Below are 18,688 nucleotides of genomic sequence, written 5' to 3' on the forward strand. Positions count from 1 at the left end.
GGGTGGTATCTCCGGGCAGGACTCGCGACTGGCTCGTCAGTGTCGCTGCTAATTGTGCCAGTGCGGACGACCTCCTGGCTTTCCTCATTCAATCACCGCAGCGAACACCTTCAGCTGTGCCGTCCACACTCATTAGGAGATTGTCACCAACGCACAACAGAGCGTCTAAGCGACTTTGGTCGCACTCTGGACAGACACGTGCCGGAAAACCTGGATGGTTGTCAAGCCGAAGCCGATGTCTGATGCAGTGAACCGTCTCGGGGTCAAGCCCCGATGCACTCACCCTGTCCCGCCTATAGACCTTGTGAACTACCCCTGCCTACTCGCCGCCTTCGGCTGCTCCTTGAGGCAGGGGCTTCCTGCTTCCACGACGCACTTTGCAGACACAACGGTGTCCACAGGGAGCGCAGTCTCCACAGGCGTTGATTCGGAGTATCCCACTCCTACGTCTTCGAGGCCGCGAGAAAGAATGTTCCACGCCGCGTTCGCATCTCTGTCCATCTCGAACCCACACGACGGACATGAATGTTCGCGCACCCAAAGCGGTTTGTCAGTCGAAACGCCGCAGGATGCACACTCTTTCGTCGTTCCACGAGGGGTCACGGCGACGAAATGCGTTCCTTCGCGTTCACACTTGTATTCGAGCATCCGCAGGAACGTCCCCCACGCCGCACCCGCACGGTTGCGCGAGTTGCCCGGTAGTTCCACCAAACCCTTCGCGTCCAAATTCTCTACGGCCACAAGGTCGTATTCGCGGGCGTAGTAGTTCGAGAGTTTGTGGAGGAAGTCACGGCGCTTGTTCTTCAATTCGACGTGTCGTTCGGCCACGACCCGGCGTTGTTTCTCCCAATTCGCTGAGCCGTGCTGTTTCCGCGAGAGGGTGCGCTGTGCGCGTTCCAACCGCTCACGCTCGTCGCTGAAGTCAGGACTCTCGATAGCGTACCCGTCGGTGTCGTGAGCGTACTTCAGGATGCCTACGTCAATCCCGACGACTTTCTCGGGTGTCTCCGGTTTCTCAGGCGTTGCTTCGTCCACGTTGATACCGAATGTGGCGAACCACTCACCCGTCGGTTCCTGCTTGACTGTGACCTGTTTGATGGTCGCGTTCTCAGGAATGTCTCGGTGGAGGTGAATCGGTATTTCTCCGATTTTGCTCAACCACAGGACAGGCCGACCACTCGTATTCTTGAGTTTGAAGCCGGACTGGTTGTAGGTGAACGACTGGTAATCCCGAGGCGGTTTCCACTTGAGCATTCTCACGGCACGTCCGTTCTCCTTCTTCGCCTTGAGTGTGGAGAGATTATCGTAAACGCGCTTGACGACCATCTGCAACACCTTCGAGTGAACGTCTCCGAGGTCGTCCCACCACGATTTGAGGTCGGGGAGTGTGCCCTGTACCTTGTAGCGGGCGGGAATCTCGTCTGACTCGTTGAGTTTGTAGAGGACGTGGTTATAGAGTTGCCTACAAGTATCGACGTGGTGCAGAAGCGTCTCCGCGAGGGCTTCCGGTGGGTCGAGCCGATACTTGTAGTTGTAGTGCATCTATGAGTCTCGTTCCTCGATAAGTTCGTCCAGTTTCTCTTGGACGAACGAGGAGAGATTCAGGTGGTTCTCCTGTATCCACTCCTCTTGGTCGTCTCGGATGGAGATGTTCTTGCGCGTTGTCACAACATATTATACACAAAATACACAAATAAGAGTTGTGATTACGTGGGCCGGGCGACGAACGTGTTTGAGAACCGTGCGGCGCTGTATCCCCTCCCTACTGCGCTACTCGGTCGCTTCGCTCCTTGCGTTGCTCCTTGAGGAAGGGGACTTAGCGCCTAATTCCAGTTAATTGAACGCAGGCGTTAGCCTCGTGTGCACAGCCCATTACTCGTCTAGCAGTTCGTCGAAGACCTTCCGTTGTGCAGCCCGGAGGTGTTGTGTCATCGTTGCACGAGCGATACCGAGCGTCTGGGCTAATTCGGACGCGGACACTTGGCGGGGCCGCTCGAAGTACCCACGGAAGTACGCTTGGCGGAGGACAGATTCCTGTTTGTCAGTGAGGGAGGCGAGCGGCGACGGTAGCTCCTCAATCGATTCCCTCTCGGTGTTCCACAACGCGGTCATCCTGACGGTTTCGAACTGTTCTTCGAGCGTGTCAACGATCGTGGTCGCAGTAGCGTGGTCAGGCACTGCTGATATGAGGTGGACCGTTCCGTCCGTCGCGGTGACCTCCTCGACTGTCGCCCCATGAATCACTAGCGTTGTTTCCGGTGGGAATACGGTGCTGTAGAGGTCACAGCGAATGCCATCTGCGGTTTTGACTGGCGACTTCAACTCGAACGTGCCCGATTCCTCAGCAGCCGCCTCAACTTCCTCAATCGAGGTATCTGCGATCATCGTCAGGTACTGCAGGGTTCCATCGTCTCGTCTGCGCGTCGAGAGCACACGAGCGCAGGTGGAGCCACCGAGGGTAGACGTGAGTTCGGCTAGAGGAACTGACGGGTCGGTTATCTCGAGTTCTACCCACTGGCTGGGGTCGCCGAGCAGTGACTGTGCCAATTCTTCGTTGTGTTGTGCGTGGCCGATTACGTCTGCGTACTCGGTGAGCGTTTTCCAGCGGCGTCCGGTTAACGGCGGATCGTCTGGGGAGAGATACACACAAAGCGTTCCGATTCGAACGTCGTCGTAGGTTATCGGGAGGGCAGCGGCAGTAGTAAATCCGTGCTCACGCGCGAGTTCGACCCAGCGCTCGGAGCCGAGTTTGTACGCTGTGGGGACTCCCTCGCTGTCTTGGCTCTCGGGCACGGAAACGACAACGGGTTCGTTCCGAGAGAGGACTTGCGTTGCTGGATCAGCACTATCCGATCGAATGCCCGCCGAACCAGTTACTGCCTCGAGATACGCCTGACACCCTGTGACTGCTCGTGGAACGACCGCACGTTCCGAATCCGTGTCAACTGCGCCGATCCAAGCGCCGGTATACTGATTCTCCTCGACCAGAATCCGACAGAACTGTCCCAAAAGCCCCTCAGACAGCGTCGTAGAGCGGAGCAGATCCAGTATCGCCGTCTTGCTCTGGTACTCCCGGCTCAACTGCCGCTGGAAGTTAGCGGAGGCGATGGCGTTCCGCACCCGGTTGCCAATCAGCGTTGCCTCGCTGTCGTCGTGATTCTTGATGATATAGTCGGTGACACCCCGACTGATCGCCTGACTCGCAATCTGTTCGTCACCCCTGCCTGTAACGAGGAGGAACGGGCAGTCCTGCGTCTCCTCTTGGACGTCCTCCAGCAAATCGAAGCCAGTCCCATCGCCCAGCTGATAATCACAGATGATGCAGCGCCATGGTTCCGCATCGAGCACCTCGCGTCCGGCTGTGAGACTATTCGCGATTGTCACCTTTAGCTTCGGCTCGGTGGTCTCGAGCAATCGAGCCGTCGCTCGGGCCCACTGCGGGTCGTCGTCCACGAGAAGTACCGGCATAGGGCCGAGTAGTGGCTCAGTTGCTACATCTCGCCCATCGGTTCGTCCGTTCACGGCTCTTGTTTCGGTTGTATCATAGACGTGAATATAAGCTGTATACCTTCAAGCGCTGGTATGTGACACCGCTCAGCCACCGACATGTGCGTTTTCGGTCTCGATTTCGGGTGGTCCTGTTTCGATGTGGACGTCGAATCGGGCCCCACCACTCGCACTCTCGGTCGCGGAGATCTCCCAGCCGTGGGCCTCGAAGATGGTGCGGACGATCGCAAGTCCGAGCCCCGACCCGGAGCCGGTACTCATACCGTAGTCGAAGATTTTCGCATCTTGTGTCGCAACGAATCCCGGCCCGTCGTCGGCAACGTAGAACCCCGATTCCGTTCGTCCGACAGTGACCGTCGACGCGCTTGTTTCACGCTGGACTGCGTTCGAGACGTCGGTCGGCGGCGTAGCAGACGCAGTCGACGAGTCCGGTCGATTCCTTGGCCACTCGGTAGGGACGTTACCGTGCATAACGACGTTCTCGAAGAGATTCTGAAAGGCCTGTTCGAGACGGGTGTCGTCACCGATGAGCTGGCGCGACGACACGATGTCGAGTTTCAATGGTCCGGTTTCGACAACGTCCCACGCCGACGCCGCGACGTCTGCCAGCTCGCAGTCTGTGGGGTCGCCGATCGATGCACTCTCGCGTGCCAGCGTCGGTAACTGATCGGCAAAGGTGGCCAGACGGTCGTGGACCGCCTCCAGATCGTCGATGGTTTGGGCGGCTTCCGTTCCGGATACGCCCTCATCGAGACGGAGTAGCGTTGTCAGTTTATTCGCGGTCGATAGCGGCGTTTGAAAGTCGTGTGAGACAATGTGGGCGAGCCGTTCGAGCTGTTCGTTCTGGCGCTGTAATTCCAGCCGCTCCCGCCGGGTCGTCACGTCTTGGATCAACAGTACAACCCCGCTGGAGTGGATCTGTGAGCGGGTGACCTCGTAGACGCGATCGTTTTGCTTGACGGTGACTACCGGGTCGTCGATTGGGCGGCCTGCGAACTCGCCGAGAACAGCCGCCGCCGATTCACCTGTGGCTACGTTTGGACGCTCAAGGCCGAGGTACTCCGTAGCAGTCGGGTTACAGCGGATGATGGTATCGTCCTCGACGACGACGACACCGGCGTCCAGTTGGTCGAAGGCCTGATCGACTCCGAGGTTCCCTGTTGCGGGCAGCACGCTGAACCCTTCTGCGACCGCGAAAAAATACAAATAGGCCGCAGCGGCGAACGGTCCGACGACTCGTGGCAACGGAAGTGTTCGGGGGACAATGCCGACGATGCCGACCGTCGCAGCGAGGAGAAACACCAGCGCGGGAACGGCGAGCACGGCTGCGGTTCGCACTTTGACGACGCGCTGGGCGAGTGCGGCTCGAAATAAGAGGAGACTCCCCATCAACAACGCAGCGAGTGTCGATAGCAGAACGACCGAGCCGACCGCGTCGAAACGCGGGCTCGAACTCGGCGTCCCCCAAAGCGAGGCGACGCTCGGCTCGACGTATATGCCCGGAATAGCCGCCAACAGCAGTGGGAGCCCGACTATTCCCCCCATCACCGCCGCTTGCTGCCACCGCGAGACGTCCGCGAGATAGCCGAGATATCCGAGAACGAACAACACCCAGGTCGCCGTTGCTGCCGGGGCGAGCCCTGTCGTGAGTACCTGTATCCGTTCGATGAGTGCGACGCTGCGCGTGGTGAGGACGGCGATATCCGACAGTGAAAAGAGGATCATAAAGACGGCACCGAACACGAAGTACCAGACGCCGGGCTTGTGGCGATTCCACCACGCCACGAGGGTGACGGCCACGTACGCGAAGAGATTCACGATGAGAACGAGGAGGACTGCTTGAACCTCGCTGATCATACAAGACGAAACGCAGTAGAGATATTATATAATTTCAGTTCGACTGTGCCGGTCAGCGTCTTAGGGCATGCCCCCCGGAGGGCTCACGGCTCGTCCCTTCGCCGCAGTGCCCACACGGCGACCACGATCCACACAGCAGCTACCAGTAGGACGAGGAATTGTCCACCAGGGGCCGATCCGTCGGCTGTGTCGGAGGGCTCATCGGTGGCATCTTCGGCGTCGGTGGTCGATTGTACTCCCGCGTCTGTCGTGCGTTCGGACCCATCGGCATCGCTGTCTTCGACGGTGAACTCTCCCAACGATTCTCCTGCGACGGTAAGCGCCAGCCCATCGGCGTCGGGGACGGTCGCTCGCACGGTTGCCTCGACGATCTCACCCGCCGGCACCGACACCTCGGTCTCTGCGAGGACGACACCGTCACCCCGCAGTCGAACCGTGTACGTCCCCGGCTCGGTCCCGATGTTCTCGACCGGGACGCTCGCGTCGATCACACCGGTCTCCACATCGGCTTGCTCGAGCGTTGGCCCTCCGAGGTCGAATATCGGGGCCTCTGTGCCGATCACGAACGTCGAGAAGCCCGGCGTGTCCGCCTCGAAGTAGTAGTACGCGTCGTCTTCGCCAACGCGCCGCGTCGACAGCGCGCGGTAGCTCTCCGGTTCCTCGCGGTACAGGGCGACACTCTCGGCGGTCGCGCCAGTGGCCGCCAAATAGCTCTTGCGAACACGGAGCCGGTGTGTCGCCGTCTCGAGGTCGTCCGAATCGAAGGTGTGTTCGACGGTGATGAAGCCGACGGGTCGAGCGGAAGTCGCCTCGACGAACCGTGTGCTCTCTTCGTCGAAGGTGTCCGTCGAGAGGTCCACCTCGCCGGATGACTCGCCCTCGCCACGATCCGTGTCCTCTCCGTCGGAAGGCTCGGCGTCGCCATCACCCGATTCGGCGGCCGTGGCGAAGACATCGACGTCGCGTGCGGTCACGGTGAGTTCGTAGTCGCCCTCCTCGCTGACGGTGAGCACGAGGCCGTCCGATTGGACGTTGCGGGGCGCCGACTCCCCGGATGGTGTCTCCTCGTTCTCCGTCGACGGCGCCTCCTCGTCTGTGGGTTGGCTAGCCGTCGGTCGGCGCTGTTCGGTGAAGTCGACGGCGATCTGCTCGCCACCGTCGACGTTCCGCATCGAAACGACGAATCCGGTGGTCGAGGTCGGGGCCACATCGGACTCACCGTCCTGCGCTCCCGCGGCGTCGGGTTGTGCCATCGAGCGGACGTCCACGTTCGAACGATCGTCATCGTCGTCGTCGCTATCACCGCTGGTACTGGCGCCGTTGCCGCTGTTGTCATTACTGTCGCTGCTGTCCTCGTTGCTTTGACCGCTGTCGCGATCGTCGTTGCCATCGCCGCCCGCCCCGGGTGTGGGAGCAAGCTCGTGTATTCCCGGTGGCGGCGATTGAGTGTTGTTCCGCAGATACGGGTAGGAAACTGCCGCCCCACTGCGGATATCCCACGTGTTCTGGAAGTCGAAGCCGGCCAGACTCTCGTTGGCATTGAGTTGGCTGGTGTTGAGACCGGTGCCGGCCTCCGAGGACGATTGGGCCGTCGTCTCGGTGTCCCAGTAGGCGCTCTCGACCGTCGGCGACGCCTGCGTCGTGCCGATCAGACCGCCGACATCGGTTCCCCCGGAGACTGTCCCGGCGGCATACGCCTCGGTTACGTTGGCGTTCGCTCCGGTGTGATTGCCGACGAGTCCGCCGACGGCCGTGTCGCCGGTGACGTTGCCGACCGCGTAGCTGTGGACGACCGTCTCGTTGCGGGTCGTTCCGACCAAGCCGCCCACGGACTCGTTCCCGGTGACGTCACCGGTGGCGTAGGACTCGCGGATGGTTTGTACACGCCTATTGTTACTCTCAGTACCATTGGCGTAACCGACGAGCCCGCCGACGTGGGTGGCATCCGGCGCGTCGACAGTGCCGGAGGCGCTTGACCGCGTAATGTTCCCGAGGTACATCTGACCGACGAGCCCAGCCACGTACTCGGTGGGCTCCGCATCATCGGGCACGCTGACGGTCCCGCTGGCGCTCGCGTTGGTAATCGTGCTTCCAGGCTGTCCTTGCGCCCCGTTCGCGCCGACGAGGCCCCCAACGGACGTGGTACCCTCAACGGTCGCATTGGCGCTTGCGTCGGTTATTTGCCCGCCAACAGCGACTCCGGCGAGGCCCCCGACATAGCTATCGCCAGTTACCGTTCCGTTTGCCGAAGAGGTATTTAATACGCTTTTGAAATTTTGGCCAGCGAGCCCTCCCACGAGCGCGTCCCCTGTTACATCGCCACTCGCAGAGGACTGTTCGATAGTAGCGGTCTTTCCTCTCGCAAAATTGACACCGACGAGTCCACCGACGGATTGGGAACCAGATACGTTTCCGTTCGCACTCGAGTACTTGATCGTACCACCGTTAGTTCCAACGAGACCGCCGACGGCCTCTGTACCACTAGTTGTCACGTCAGCGGTCGCTCTTCTGACCGTACCCGTGTTCTCACCGACAAGACCACCACTGTTTGAATTCCCCTCAGAGGTGGACCTGACTGTTCCATCTACCGAGATGTTACGAAGTGTGCCGCCGTTAGTCCCGGCAACTCCGCCGACATGGAGCTCTGCGGTGATGTTCACGTCTGCAACTGTAAGATTATATATGTCTCCGCCTTCGCCAACATAAGAGAATAGTCCAACATAATTTAAGTTCCTATTTATATATAAGTTCGAGATAGTTCGGTTGCGTCCGTCGAACGTTCCGACAAATCGCTGCTCGCTGCTTCCGATCGGCTCGAACCCCTTCTCGTCGTTCGCACTCGCATTAGCCACCTCGTCGTAGCCTGTCGTATTCGAATCAAGATCGGCAACAAGCGTGTAGTTCGCACCCGGGAGCCGACTTACGTTGTCAAGATGATACCAGTTTTTGATCTCGAACGGAGACGATTCAGATCCAGTGCCGCCAGCAAACGGACTCTCAAGCCCCGGTGGCGGCGATTGGGTGTTGTTCCGCAGATACGGGTAGGAAACTGCCGCCCCACTGCGGATATCCCACGTGTTCTGGAAGTCGAAGCCGGTCGCGTTTGTCTTCGCATTATCACCCTTCAGCTCAACAGTGCGAAGCGATTGCGCTCCAGCGCCAGCCGAAGAGGTCCGCTCGGTGGTCTGGTTGTCCCAGTACGTGTTTTGCACCGTTGGCGAGTTGTGGACTGTGCCGATCAAACCGCCAGCAGCAGGTTCGTCGGCGACAGCACCGACCGCGTACGAGAGGGTGACGTTACCGCCGGAAACGTTCCCAACGAGGCCACCGAGCGATGCATTGCCGTCGACGCTCCCGGTCGCGTAGGCGTTCGTGATGTTTCCGCTACGATGGATACCGACCAGTCCGCCGACGTTTTCACCATCGGTCGTGACGTTGCCAGTTGCAAACGAATCAGCGATTCTCTCACCAGAGCTGTCGCCAACGAGCCCGCCGACAACTGCCCAACTCGCGCTACTGGAAACATCACCGGTTGCGTACGAGTTGAGGATCTTCCCTCCCTCGTCTACGTCACCGATTAGTCCACCGACTGCTTCTTCGTCACCAGTGACATTGCCAGAGGCGGTTGCATTCTGCACTACCGATTCGGAACTATCACCGATCAGCCCGCCGACATCAGTGGTACCAGTGACACTCCCAGACGCCGTGACGTCTCTCACCGTTCCAGAACTCACACCGATCAACCCACCGGCTTCAGTGTCACCAGTGACGTTCCCAGAGGCAGTTGCATTCCGCACTACCGATGCATCATCATCACCGGTCAGGCCGCCGACCTCGTCGTCGCCAGTGACGTTCCCAGAGGCTGTCGCGTTCGTTACCGATCCAGAGTTATCACCGATCAGGCCACCAATCTCATCTTCCTGACCTGAGACGTCACCAGACGCTGTCGCGTTCGTTACCGATCCAGAGTTATCACCGATCAGGCCACCAATCTCATCTTCCTGACCTGAGACGTCACCAGACGCTGTCGCGTTCGTGACCGGAGCAGCATTATCGCCAATCAATCCGCCGACATCATTAGCTTCGCCCGAGACGTCCCCGAACGCAGTTACATTCGCCAGTTCCCCACTGGCAGTATACCCGATCAGCCCACCGACATCATTATCAGAACCTGAGACAGTTCCGGCGGCAGTCGCGTTCGTCACGACTCCCTTACTGTAGCCGACCAATCCGCCAACGTACTGGTCACCATTGACGTTGCCGCTCGCCATAGAGTTCTCGATACTACTGTCACCGTAGATATCGCCAACGAGTCCACCGGCCCAAGATCCCGATGCATTCACTGATCCGGTCGCAACAGACTCTCGTATCGCAGCGTTGGACCACCCCTGTCCGACCAATCCACCGACAGAGTTGGTCGCGTTCACGGTTACAGAGCCATGCGAGTCGGATATAACGCCACTATCCGCGTATCCGACCACCCCGCCAACGTACTCGTCACCAGTGACGTTCCCAGAGGCCGTCACGTTCGTCACCGATCCGGCACTGTCTCCGACTACGACGCCGACCTCATCTCCCCCGGTGACTTCCGCCGCTTCCAACGTGGCGTTTCGTACCTCCCCATCGGTGCCGACGTGACCGAAGAGGCCAATACCTTCCGTCTGCGGTCGGTCGATTACGAGCTCCGAAATCGTCGAGTCGTTTCCGTCGAACGTGCCGGTGAACGGCTGGCTGGAGTTCCCGATCGGCTCGAACCCCTTCTCATTGTTCCACCCGCTCGTCGCCGAGGCGTCGACGTCGGAGACGAGTTCGTAGTGCGCATCAAGATCTTGGTTGATGCACTGGAGTTTCGCCAGCGAGTCGATTTCGTATGGATCATCAGTGGACCCGTCACCGCTGTACTCTACCACTGCGCAATTGACCCCTTCCCGAATGGTCACTGTCGCAGTATCGGTTATCGATTCGTCCGCTGAAAAGGTTAGATCGTAGGTCCCAGCCGTTTCCTCGGTGAACGTAAACGTAGCTTGACCGTTCGAATCGGTCGTTTCCGTGTCGCCAGTGTTGATCCCAGAGAGTCCATCCGTGGCGTCGACAGAGATGGACGTCGACTCGAGACGGTTACCGAACTCGTCGGTTGCGACGACGGTCACTCCGCCGGTCTCATTTACTACCGCAGTCGTGTCCGGTGCATCGATACCGGCGATCGACGATTCTCCGACGGCAGCGGCTTCCCACTGAAACACCGGATAGTCGCCGGCGACGCTCTGCCACGTTCCAGCCCAGTCGAAGTCCATGTTCTCTTCGGCAGTGACGCCCTGCATCTCGGCTGTGGATAGTGCGGTAACGACACCATTAGGTTCGTATCCCCCGACGGCATCGTTTGGACCCTTGTCGGTGTCCCAGTACACGTCTTCGAACGTTGAGGGGACGTTCCCGCCTCCAACGATCGAACCGGCCACGTCTCCAGTGACAGACCCAACAGTGTAGACGTTCGTGAAGTCGGATGGATTGCCACTGTTTCCGACGAGTCCACCGGCGTCCGCATTGTCACCGTGAACGCGACCTCGGGCTTCGTCGGCTTCCACCGTCGCTCTGACGTAACTCGTACTCACCGTCGTATCCGACGACGAGCGACCGAGGATTCCGCCGACCTCGTCGGAGCCAACGACTCTGCCGGTGAACACGACCTGGTCCTCGAGGGTGATGTCATACCCGTGACCCACGACACCGGCCGTATCGAGTTCGCCGGTTACGGTTCCGTTGACGGAGACGTTCCCAACGAATCCGTCCTTCGTATCGATATTATCGGATACTAGCTGCCCGGCTAATCCGCCGGTATTCTCGCCGCCGGTGATGTTCACTGACGCGAGCCGCAGGTTTGTGAACCGTGCTTCGTCAGCAGCGGCAAACAGCCCCACTCCGTTCGTATCAGGGCGGTCAACTGTGAGCCCGGACACGGTGTGACTGTTACCGTCGAAGGTCCCGGTAAATTGCTGGCCAGAACATCTCTCCCACGGCTTCGCCTCACCCACTTCGGTGCAGCTCCCGATCGGCTCGAACCCCTTCTCATCGTTCCACCCGCTCGTCGCCGAAGCGTTGACGTCGGAGACGAGTTCGTAGTGTGCATCGAGATCTGCATTGATACACTGCAACTGGCTCACGTTCTCGATCTCGTAGGGATCGTCTGCGCTACCATCGCCCCCCGAAAACGATACCTCGGAACACGTCGGTGCCGTGTCCTGTGCCGCCGCGACGCCGTCCATGCCCGAGACGGTACTGGTGCCCGAAGTGAGCGAGTTGCCGCTGGTGTCGTCGATACTTCCCGAAATCGTGACGTCGACTGTGTCGGTGTCGACTGCGGAAGTCAGATCGATATCGACGGTCGCATCCGCGCCGTTTTCTGATGGTGTGACCGAGGCAATCGAGCCACTGCTGAGCGAGAAATCACTCGCGTCGATTGTCGACTCGTCGACATCGACGCCGTCTGTGATCGTGGCCCGAATGGTGGTGTCGTCGACTTTCGACGCACCGGACAGCGTTGGTACCGTGTTGTCGATGGTGTAGCTCTCGCCACTGATGTAACTGCCGTCGCCAGCACTGCTGGTACCGTCCCCACCCAGCGGCACGTTGTTCGCGTTGTCGATGGTGTCGTCGTCGCTCAGGTCCAGCCGGAAGGTCCCGTCACCGCTGTTGGCGACCGACACGTCCACGGTGTAGCTTGAGCCATCGGCGTCCCCGGCGTCACCGACGCTGGAGATGCTGGGTGACGGACTCCCGCTGGTCACGGTAGTGGTGAAGTCACTGGTATCAACATCGCTGACGCTCTCGGAGAAGGTCACGTCGTAGGTGACGCTGTTGGCGTTGGTGTCTTGGCTGGTCGGCGTTTTGCGTGTGATCGACGAGACTTCCGGGGCGTCCTGTATATCGACGTTGACGGTGATCGTGTTCGTGGCGGTACCGTCGCTGACCTGCACGTCGAAGGAATCGGCGCTGGTCCCGCTGGTATCGCTCGGTGGCGTGTAGGTCATCCCCGACGGGGTGACGCCGCTGCCCGCGCTGACGGCTTCGTCGCCGCCGAAGCCGCTGGTCGACCCGGTTGGAGCACTGCTGATCGACCAGTCCAGGGTGTCTCCACCGTCGCTATCGGAGACAGCCAGTTTCGAGTCGAGATTGTAACTGCCGGAATCTTCCTTCACCGTGATCGTGGTCGAGGAGTCATTGTCGAAGGTGGGTGCGTTGTTCGGAATAACAGGTGGTTCGAAATTGATATCATCAATATTCAGGACAATATTTCCACCAGAGATAGTGACACTCTGGGTGTTTTCGAAACTAGATTTCGAGAAAGTGTACGGTTCTTTCGTGACATAAGTACCATTACTTGTGAAACTCACTGAAGCACCACTGTCTGGTGATACCGTCACGTCATTATCTGCAAGCGCATCGATAGTCATACTCTTCAGCTTAAAGTTGTCCCCATCTGCGTCCTCGATTTTGACACTGGAAACCGAATACTGACCATCTGAGTCGAAAAGCATTGCCAGATCTGAACCACCACAAATAGGTATCTTGTCACATTGGCTAGCAGTGATATTGTGAGTGTATGGCGAATTTGTACCAGTTATAGTATATTTTATACCGTCATGTGTGAACTGGTCCGTATTCGAGAACGTCGTTGGGTCGGAGTCGTCGTCGTAATTTTCATCCGATGGGATATTCAATACATTCTGATACCGTGGTACCTGAAACGCAGGGTGAATTCGGTTAGACTCCGTTCTGACGGTGACTGGCTCGGATTCGTTACCTGAGACTGAACTAGCAGCAACCTCCAGTTCCCAATCCCCACCCTGACTTTCGGCACCAGTCAAATCGTCAGAGGCCGCCACGTCACCGCCAGTCGCGTTCGCCACGTCGCCGACGAACGCCCGGCCGGTGCCGTTCTTGGCCACCAGACACCCATAGAGTAACACGTCGCCATCGGCCGCAAGACTCCCGTTGAGTGCCCCCATCAGGCCGCTGTACTGGTCGAGCGTCTCCCGGTGGAGCGTGTCAGTGCCGATCTGGACTGTCCCGATGGTTCCGTGGGAGAGGACGTGGACCGCCGCTAGATTCGAGCGCTCGGCGAGTGCCGCCTGCATCTCCGCGGCGCTGGAGACGTTCACAACGTCCATATGGGCCTCGCGGGCCGCACGGGCGAGCGTGGCGTGATCTTCGACGGTCGTGTCGACGACGGCGAGTTCCGTCCCCGCGCTGGTCTCGCCCGCGTCGCTGTGACTCACGGTGCTTGGCTCGAAAATCTCGGGCCAGTCCGTGCTGTTTGGAACAGACTGCACGGTTGCGTTCTGTCCCGGTGCGATCCGGTTCGTCGCCGGACTGGCGGCCGCCGACCCACCTGCCGTGGAGATAGCCGCGGCCTGTGACCCCACTGGTGCCGACCCACCAGTCGCGCTGGTCGCTACCGCTGGCGCGGCCGGTGCCAGCAGGAGGGCTGCCAACACCGTCAGCAGCACCGCGCGACGCAGTCGCGTCATGTCGCACCTCGCCCGCACAGCCTTGCGTTCGGAGGTGCGATGTGGATATGCGGGTCCACTGCGCCGTGTGGTTGGTTATCACTCGGTGCGCTGTTGATCGCTGTGAGGGGATTACGCTGGGTTGTCCCGGTTATGGGTGGGGTCACGACGGCGACGAGGGCGACAGCGAGCCACACCAGCGAGCGTCTCACGCCGACTCACCCTCCCGAGTAGTTCGGCCACCGACGACACGTTCTCCGTGTCGATGCGGAGACGCACCCACTGCAGAGGATGTTCCCCCGTATCGAGAGGTCGCCGCCCGGTTCCCTGCCGTCAGCACGTCGATGGGAGGTCGACTCGTTGTCGATCCGGCGCCACTCCCGATCCGGCGTGTCGAAGGACTGCGTCCGTAGGCACTCATACGGAGATGATGTGGATGCGGGGGCAAAGGCGAGATACCAGCACTCGGTGGTATGCCGAGCTACCGGACCCGAACTCCATTCGACAGGTGGAGCAAGCCAGGTGCCTCGGAGGCTGACCCCAGGGCGGTTCACGTCATTCGCGTCATTCGCGAACGGTAACGTGCGTACAGATACGTCGGCTGCATCTTACCACTGACGCGATGATCTTTGTGTCTCAAAACGCTACGAAGCGAATCAATTACAGCAGACGAGTGATGAATGACAGTGTGTATAACACGGCGGTGTTCAGATAAGGATGAAGGGTGAGGCGGTGCGTTTTTTGAGTGTCTATGCCAGAAAACGCCCGCCTCAACGACAATTTGGACGAGATCGACTTAGAGTTTGTTGAACGAGAAGCGACACCACGATTTCTGATGAAGCTTAGTATTCAGCTCCATCTCGCTGGATTATCACTTTCGAATACTGTTTCTATTCTTGAATTATTTGGTGTCAATCGTGCTCGGTCAACTGTGCATAATTGGGTTCAGAAAGCAGATCTACAGCCTGAGTCTGGTCAAAATCCGGATCACGTCGCCGTTGACGAGACGGTGATCCGGCTCAATGATGAACAATATTGGCTGTACGCGGCTGTCGATCCTGAAACAAACGAATTGCTATACACAGCGCTTGAGCCAACCACAAACAGCGTAATTGCTCACGCGTTCTTTGCCGAACTCCGCGAGAAACACGACGTAGAACACGCCGTGTTTCTCATCGATGGCTCGCACTCATTGAAAGACGCTTGCCGCCGTCACAGTCTCGATTTCAAATATGAAAAACATGGAAATCGGAATAGCGTCGAACGTGTCTTTCGAGAGATAAAACGTAGAACTACCAGTTTCTCAAACTGTTTCAGCAACGCCGAAGCAGATACCGCCGACAATTGGCTTCGATCATTCGCCTTCGCATGGAATCAGCTTATCTGAACACTACCGTTACTCACGACCCCTATTTTAAGAAAGACCTACTATAGACTGCGTCACTACTCCCCCACCCCAGTGTGTCCAGTGTCTTCGTCGATCGATCTGGCCCTCAGGCTAAGCCAACCGGAAAAGTCCTCTCTGAGAAATTCGATGGGACTGCTGTCCGAATACCCCCACCCCAGTGCGTCCAGTGTCCAAACTACCCGCGTCCGGGCAGTCACAGCTAAAGTCGTTAGAGCCCGAGACACTGGACGTGCCGGGGTGGTTATTTAATGACACTCGACACAAAAGACACGGTGATTTTATATCCGTTGCCTGCTACGGTGTTCTCAAGGAAACAGATGGGGTTGTTCGAACCAGACACGGACATCTTTCGTAACCGCGATGCGCTCCGGGAGGATTACCAGCCGGAAGAGATCGTGGGACGGGACGAAGAACTACAGCAGTATATCGCCGCATTGCAACCGGTCATTAACGGCGATCAGCCGTCTAACATCTTTCTCTATGGAAAGGCTGGTGTCGGCAAAACGGCGTGTACACGCTACCTTCTCGATCAACTCAAATCGGATGCGGCCGAGTACGACATCGACGTCACGACGATTCGGACGAACTGTGAAGATCTAAGCACGAGCTATCAAGTCGCGATCCAACTCATCAACGAGTTACGCGCCCCCACGGACCAACTGAAGCCGACCGGATATCCACGACGACAAGTAAACGAGTGGCTCTGGGAGGAGCTTGATTCGATCGGTGGGACGATCGTCATCGTCTTCGACGAGGTCGACCACATCGAGGACGACTCGATCCTCTATCAGATCCCCCGTGCGCGAGCAAACGGCAACCTCAGCGAGTGCAAGGTCGGTATCATCGGCATCTCGAATGACTTCAAGTACCGCGAACGGCTCAGCTCAAAGGTCCAATCGAGCCTGTGTGAGAAGGAACTCCAGTTCCCGGCCTACGACGCAAACGAACTTCGAGACATCCTTCGTCAGCGTGCTGAGATCGCTTTCTATGACGGAGTCGTCCCACAGGAGGTGATCGCAAAGTGTGCCGCCTTCGGTGCGAAAGACGCTGGCGACGCCCGCCAGAGTCTCGACCTCCTGATGGAAGCCGGAGACATCGCAGTCGAGGAGAACGCGGCGAAACTCACTGAAGCCCATGTCGATGCCGCCCGAACCGCGCTTGAACGCAGTCGCATCGCCGACGGCGTTGCCGGGCTTACCCAACACGGCCACTTAGTGCTGTACGCGCTCGTGATGATTCACGAGGAAGGGGACACGCCGGTCCGTGCTCGGACGATCCAGGAGCGATACGAGGTCGTCTGCGATCGGGCAGCGACGGACGCGCTCGTCCCACGGCGAATGCGGGACCACCTGAACGAACTCGCCATGTTGGGAATCGCCAGCCGGGTCGAGCGGAACAAAGGCGAAGTCGGAGGCCGGTACTACGAGTACGCCCTCGATACGAATCCCGAACTCCTCCTCGAGGCACTCGATGAAACGGTGGACATCGTAGGCGTTACCCATGAAGTCCAACGGCGTCTCGGCCGGAGCCACTGACTCAGACTCGACACAGAGACGTCCGGCCCTAGCCCGAGACACTGGACACGGTGGGGTAAGGGAGGGTGGATACGATACATCACGGAATCAGATTCGACGCTAGCAGTAGACGACTGGTCCAGCAACACAATCTGGTACGGGCTTTTTATACCAGCACTCTGGGTGGGGGTCTGGGCGGTAGTGTTCAAATACGCTGATTCCATGCGGAGGCGAAGGGTCGAAGCCACCCGTCGTCGGTGTCTGCTTCGGCGTGGGAATTCTCTTCGCCCCACGGAGGTGACACACGTCGCATCTGTGCCATTACGCCCACGCCAGCGAGCTGTTCCGCTCTGTGAGATACGTCTCGTCGACGCTCGTCTCCCCGGGAAGCGTAATCTCTTCGCCGGCTCGACCGAGTATCGTTTGACGCAAGAACGGATGCCCCGGATCGAATTCGGGGTTCACCACGAGTCGCTGGCTGTCCGAAAGCGTGAACAGATCCGCATCGAAGGCGCGGTGATGGAGCGAGTTCATCACGAGGACGTTCGCCTCGTCCCCGACGAGATCCGGACGGTCGCTCCGTGCGAGCACGTGTGCAAGATCCAACACGGCCGTCTCGTCGATCCCGGTGACGACACACTGGTGTTCGAACCGAGCCAGCATGTCGTCGCGGAACTGGCCGCTGACGACGGCTTCGGCGCGCTCGATCCGACGGCGATGCCCGCTCGTATCCTCGATTCGATCCCCGAGAGGCCACCGAGAGATGACGCCGCTTGACGTCCACTCGGTCCACTCGCTTGGTGCGGACGCATCGCTGTGCCGTTCGGCCCGTTCGTGGAGCCACGAAACCGGCACTCGAGGGGTGTTCAGAACGGCGAAATTGAACCGGTAGTTCGGTATCCGGGCTCCCGAATCGTCGTAATAGGTCGCCACTTCGAAGCTCACTGGGACGCACAGGCCACAGAACTGGACGACACCGGGTTCCGGCTTCCGGAAGATCAAAACCGGGGGCACGGCCGAGCGGTCCCCGCGGGCGGCACGTTCGAACGCGGTCTTGATCTTTTCGTTCTGAATGGACTCATCGTACGCGAGGTCGGCCTTCGCGTCGCCCCAGTACTCGATGTGTCCCGAAGAGACACTCAGTGAGTCCTGCCAGGGATCTTCGTGTTGGGAGACACCGTCGTCGTTGGAGACGAGGACCAGCGCGGCAGGCTCGTCAGAGTCCTCGAACGAGAGGTCCCTGATACCGCCCGTGTTTTTGATGCCGGCCGAGAGCGCCCCCCGAAGCCAGCGAAGAAACTGGTCGTCGTCGTTTCGCCACGACCCCGTATCCCGGTAGCGTTGGTTCACCTCGAACGCTGCGTCCATACGGATCCAAACGGCACGAGGCTCATTGGTTTGTCGCCGATGTCGTCCACTCGCAGTGTGGATCACATTCAGTGGCTCTCGCCGAACTGAGTGACGCACAAATCAACAGTATCGTCAGCAAACCTCTCTGCTCGGTTGTGAACCTCTTTAGCCACGCCGGTGGTACTGCGACCATGTCGATAAAAGAGATGCACGCCGCAGTACGGGAGTTCTGTGCGAAACGCGGGTGGGACGAGTATCACGCGCCGAAGGAGCTTGCGATCGGGATGACTAACGAATCGAGCGAGTTGCTCCAGGAGTTTCGCTTCAAAGATCGAGACGAACAACAGGAGTTGCTGGCAGATCCCGAGGCCAGAGAAGATATCGAAGACGAGTTGGCCGACGTTCTGTTCTTCGTGCTTCGGTTTGCCGATATGTATGACGTTGAGCTAGACGACGCGTTGGCGAGCAAACTCGAAAAAAACAGAGCCCGGTTCCCGGCAAACGAATATCAGGAACCCAGCGAAAACCAAGACAAGTAAGCGTCG

At 58.9% G+C, this 18,688-nt stretch carries 9 protein-coding genes; 3 read left to right on the forward strand and 6 right to left on the reverse strand.

Annotation, left to right across the window (positions count from 1 at the left end; translation table 11 throughout):
• Positions 1 to 309 precede the first annotated feature (309 nt).
• The 5 genes from NMLP_RS07840 to NMLP_RS07855 form a co-directional block, all read right to left on the reverse strand.
• Positions 310 to 1,542 (reverse strand): RNA-guided endonuclease InsQ/TnpB family protein, encoded by a 1,233-nt coding sequence (locus tag NMLP_RS07840; RefSeq protein WP_015409578.1) that lies wholly within the window; start codon positions 1,540 to 1,542, stop codon positions 310 to 312.
• Positions 1,543 to 1,668 (reverse strand): hypothetical protein, encoded by a 126-nt coding sequence (locus NMLP_RS16015; protein ID WP_269453322.1) that lies wholly within the window; start codon positions 1,666 to 1,668, stop codon positions 1,543 to 1,545. It abuts the gene before it with no gap.
• 204 nt (positions 1,669 to 1,872) lie between these two features.
• Positions 1,873 to 3,468, reverse strand: coding sequence for a helix-turn-helix domain-containing protein (locus tag NMLP_RS07845; RefSeq protein ID WP_015409579.1), 1,596 nt, complete (start codon positions 3,466 to 3,468; stop codon positions 1,873 to 1,875).
• A gap of 126 nt (positions 3,469 to 3,594) precedes the next feature.
• A complete protein-coding gene (locus NMLP_RS07850; RefSeq protein ID WP_015409580.1) occupies positions 3,595 to 5,364 on the reverse strand; it encodes a sensor histidine kinase in 1,770 nt (589 codons plus the stop codon).
• 83 nt (positions 5,365 to 5,447) lie between these two features.
• On the reverse strand, positions 5,448 to 13,892 hold the full coding sequence (locus tag NMLP_RS07855) for a GLUG motif-containing protein (protein WP_015409581.1): 8,445 nt from the start codon (positions 13,890 to 13,892) through the stop codon (positions 5,448 to 5,450).
• A 730-nt stretch (positions 13,893 to 14,622) separates the two neighbouring features.
• Here NMLP_RS07855 and NMLP_RS14425 point away from each other — a divergent pair.
• Both NMLP_RS14425 and NMLP_RS07860 read left to right on the forward strand, forming a co-directional pair.
• Complete coding sequence (locus NMLP_RS14425) at positions 14,623 to 15,258, forward strand: IS6-like element ISNamo8 family transposase (RefSeq protein WP_015409582.1); 636 nt, start codon at positions 14,623 to 14,625, stop codon at positions 15,256 to 15,258.
• A 338-nt stretch (positions 15,259 to 15,596) separates the two neighbouring features.
• Positions 15,597 to 16,814, forward strand: coding sequence for an orc1/cdc6 family replication initiation protein (locus NMLP_RS07860; RefSeq protein ID WP_015409583.1), 1,218 nt, complete (start codon positions 15,597 to 15,599; stop codon positions 16,812 to 16,814).
• Between the two features lie 300 nt (positions 16,815 to 17,114).
• Here NMLP_RS07860 and NMLP_RS07865 read toward each other — a convergent pair whose 3' ends face one another.
• Positions 17,115 to 18,161 carry an HNH endonuclease gene (locus NMLP_RS07865; RefSeq protein ID WP_015409584.1) on the reverse strand — a complete coding sequence of 349 codons (1,047 nt, stop codon included), beginning with the start codon at positions 18,159 to 18,161 and terminating at the stop codon, positions 17,115 to 17,117.
• Between the two features lie 173 nt (positions 18,162 to 18,334).
• On the opposite strand from NMLP_RS07865, the gene NMLP_RS07870 reads away from it, so the two are divergent.
• Positions 18,335 to 18,682, forward strand: a complete 348-nt coding sequence (locus NMLP_RS07870; protein WP_015409585.1) for a nucleotide pyrophosphohydrolase — start codon at positions 18,335 to 18,337, stop codon at positions 18,680 to 18,682.
• The last annotated feature ends 6 nt before the right edge of the window (positions 18,683 to 18,688 follow it).

The sequence above is a fragment of the Natronomonas moolapensis 8.8.11 genome, from assembly GCF_000591055.1.
Classification (GTDB): domain Archaea; phylum Halobacteriota; class Halobacteria; order Halobacteriales; family Haloarculaceae; genus Natronomonas; species Natronomonas moolapensis.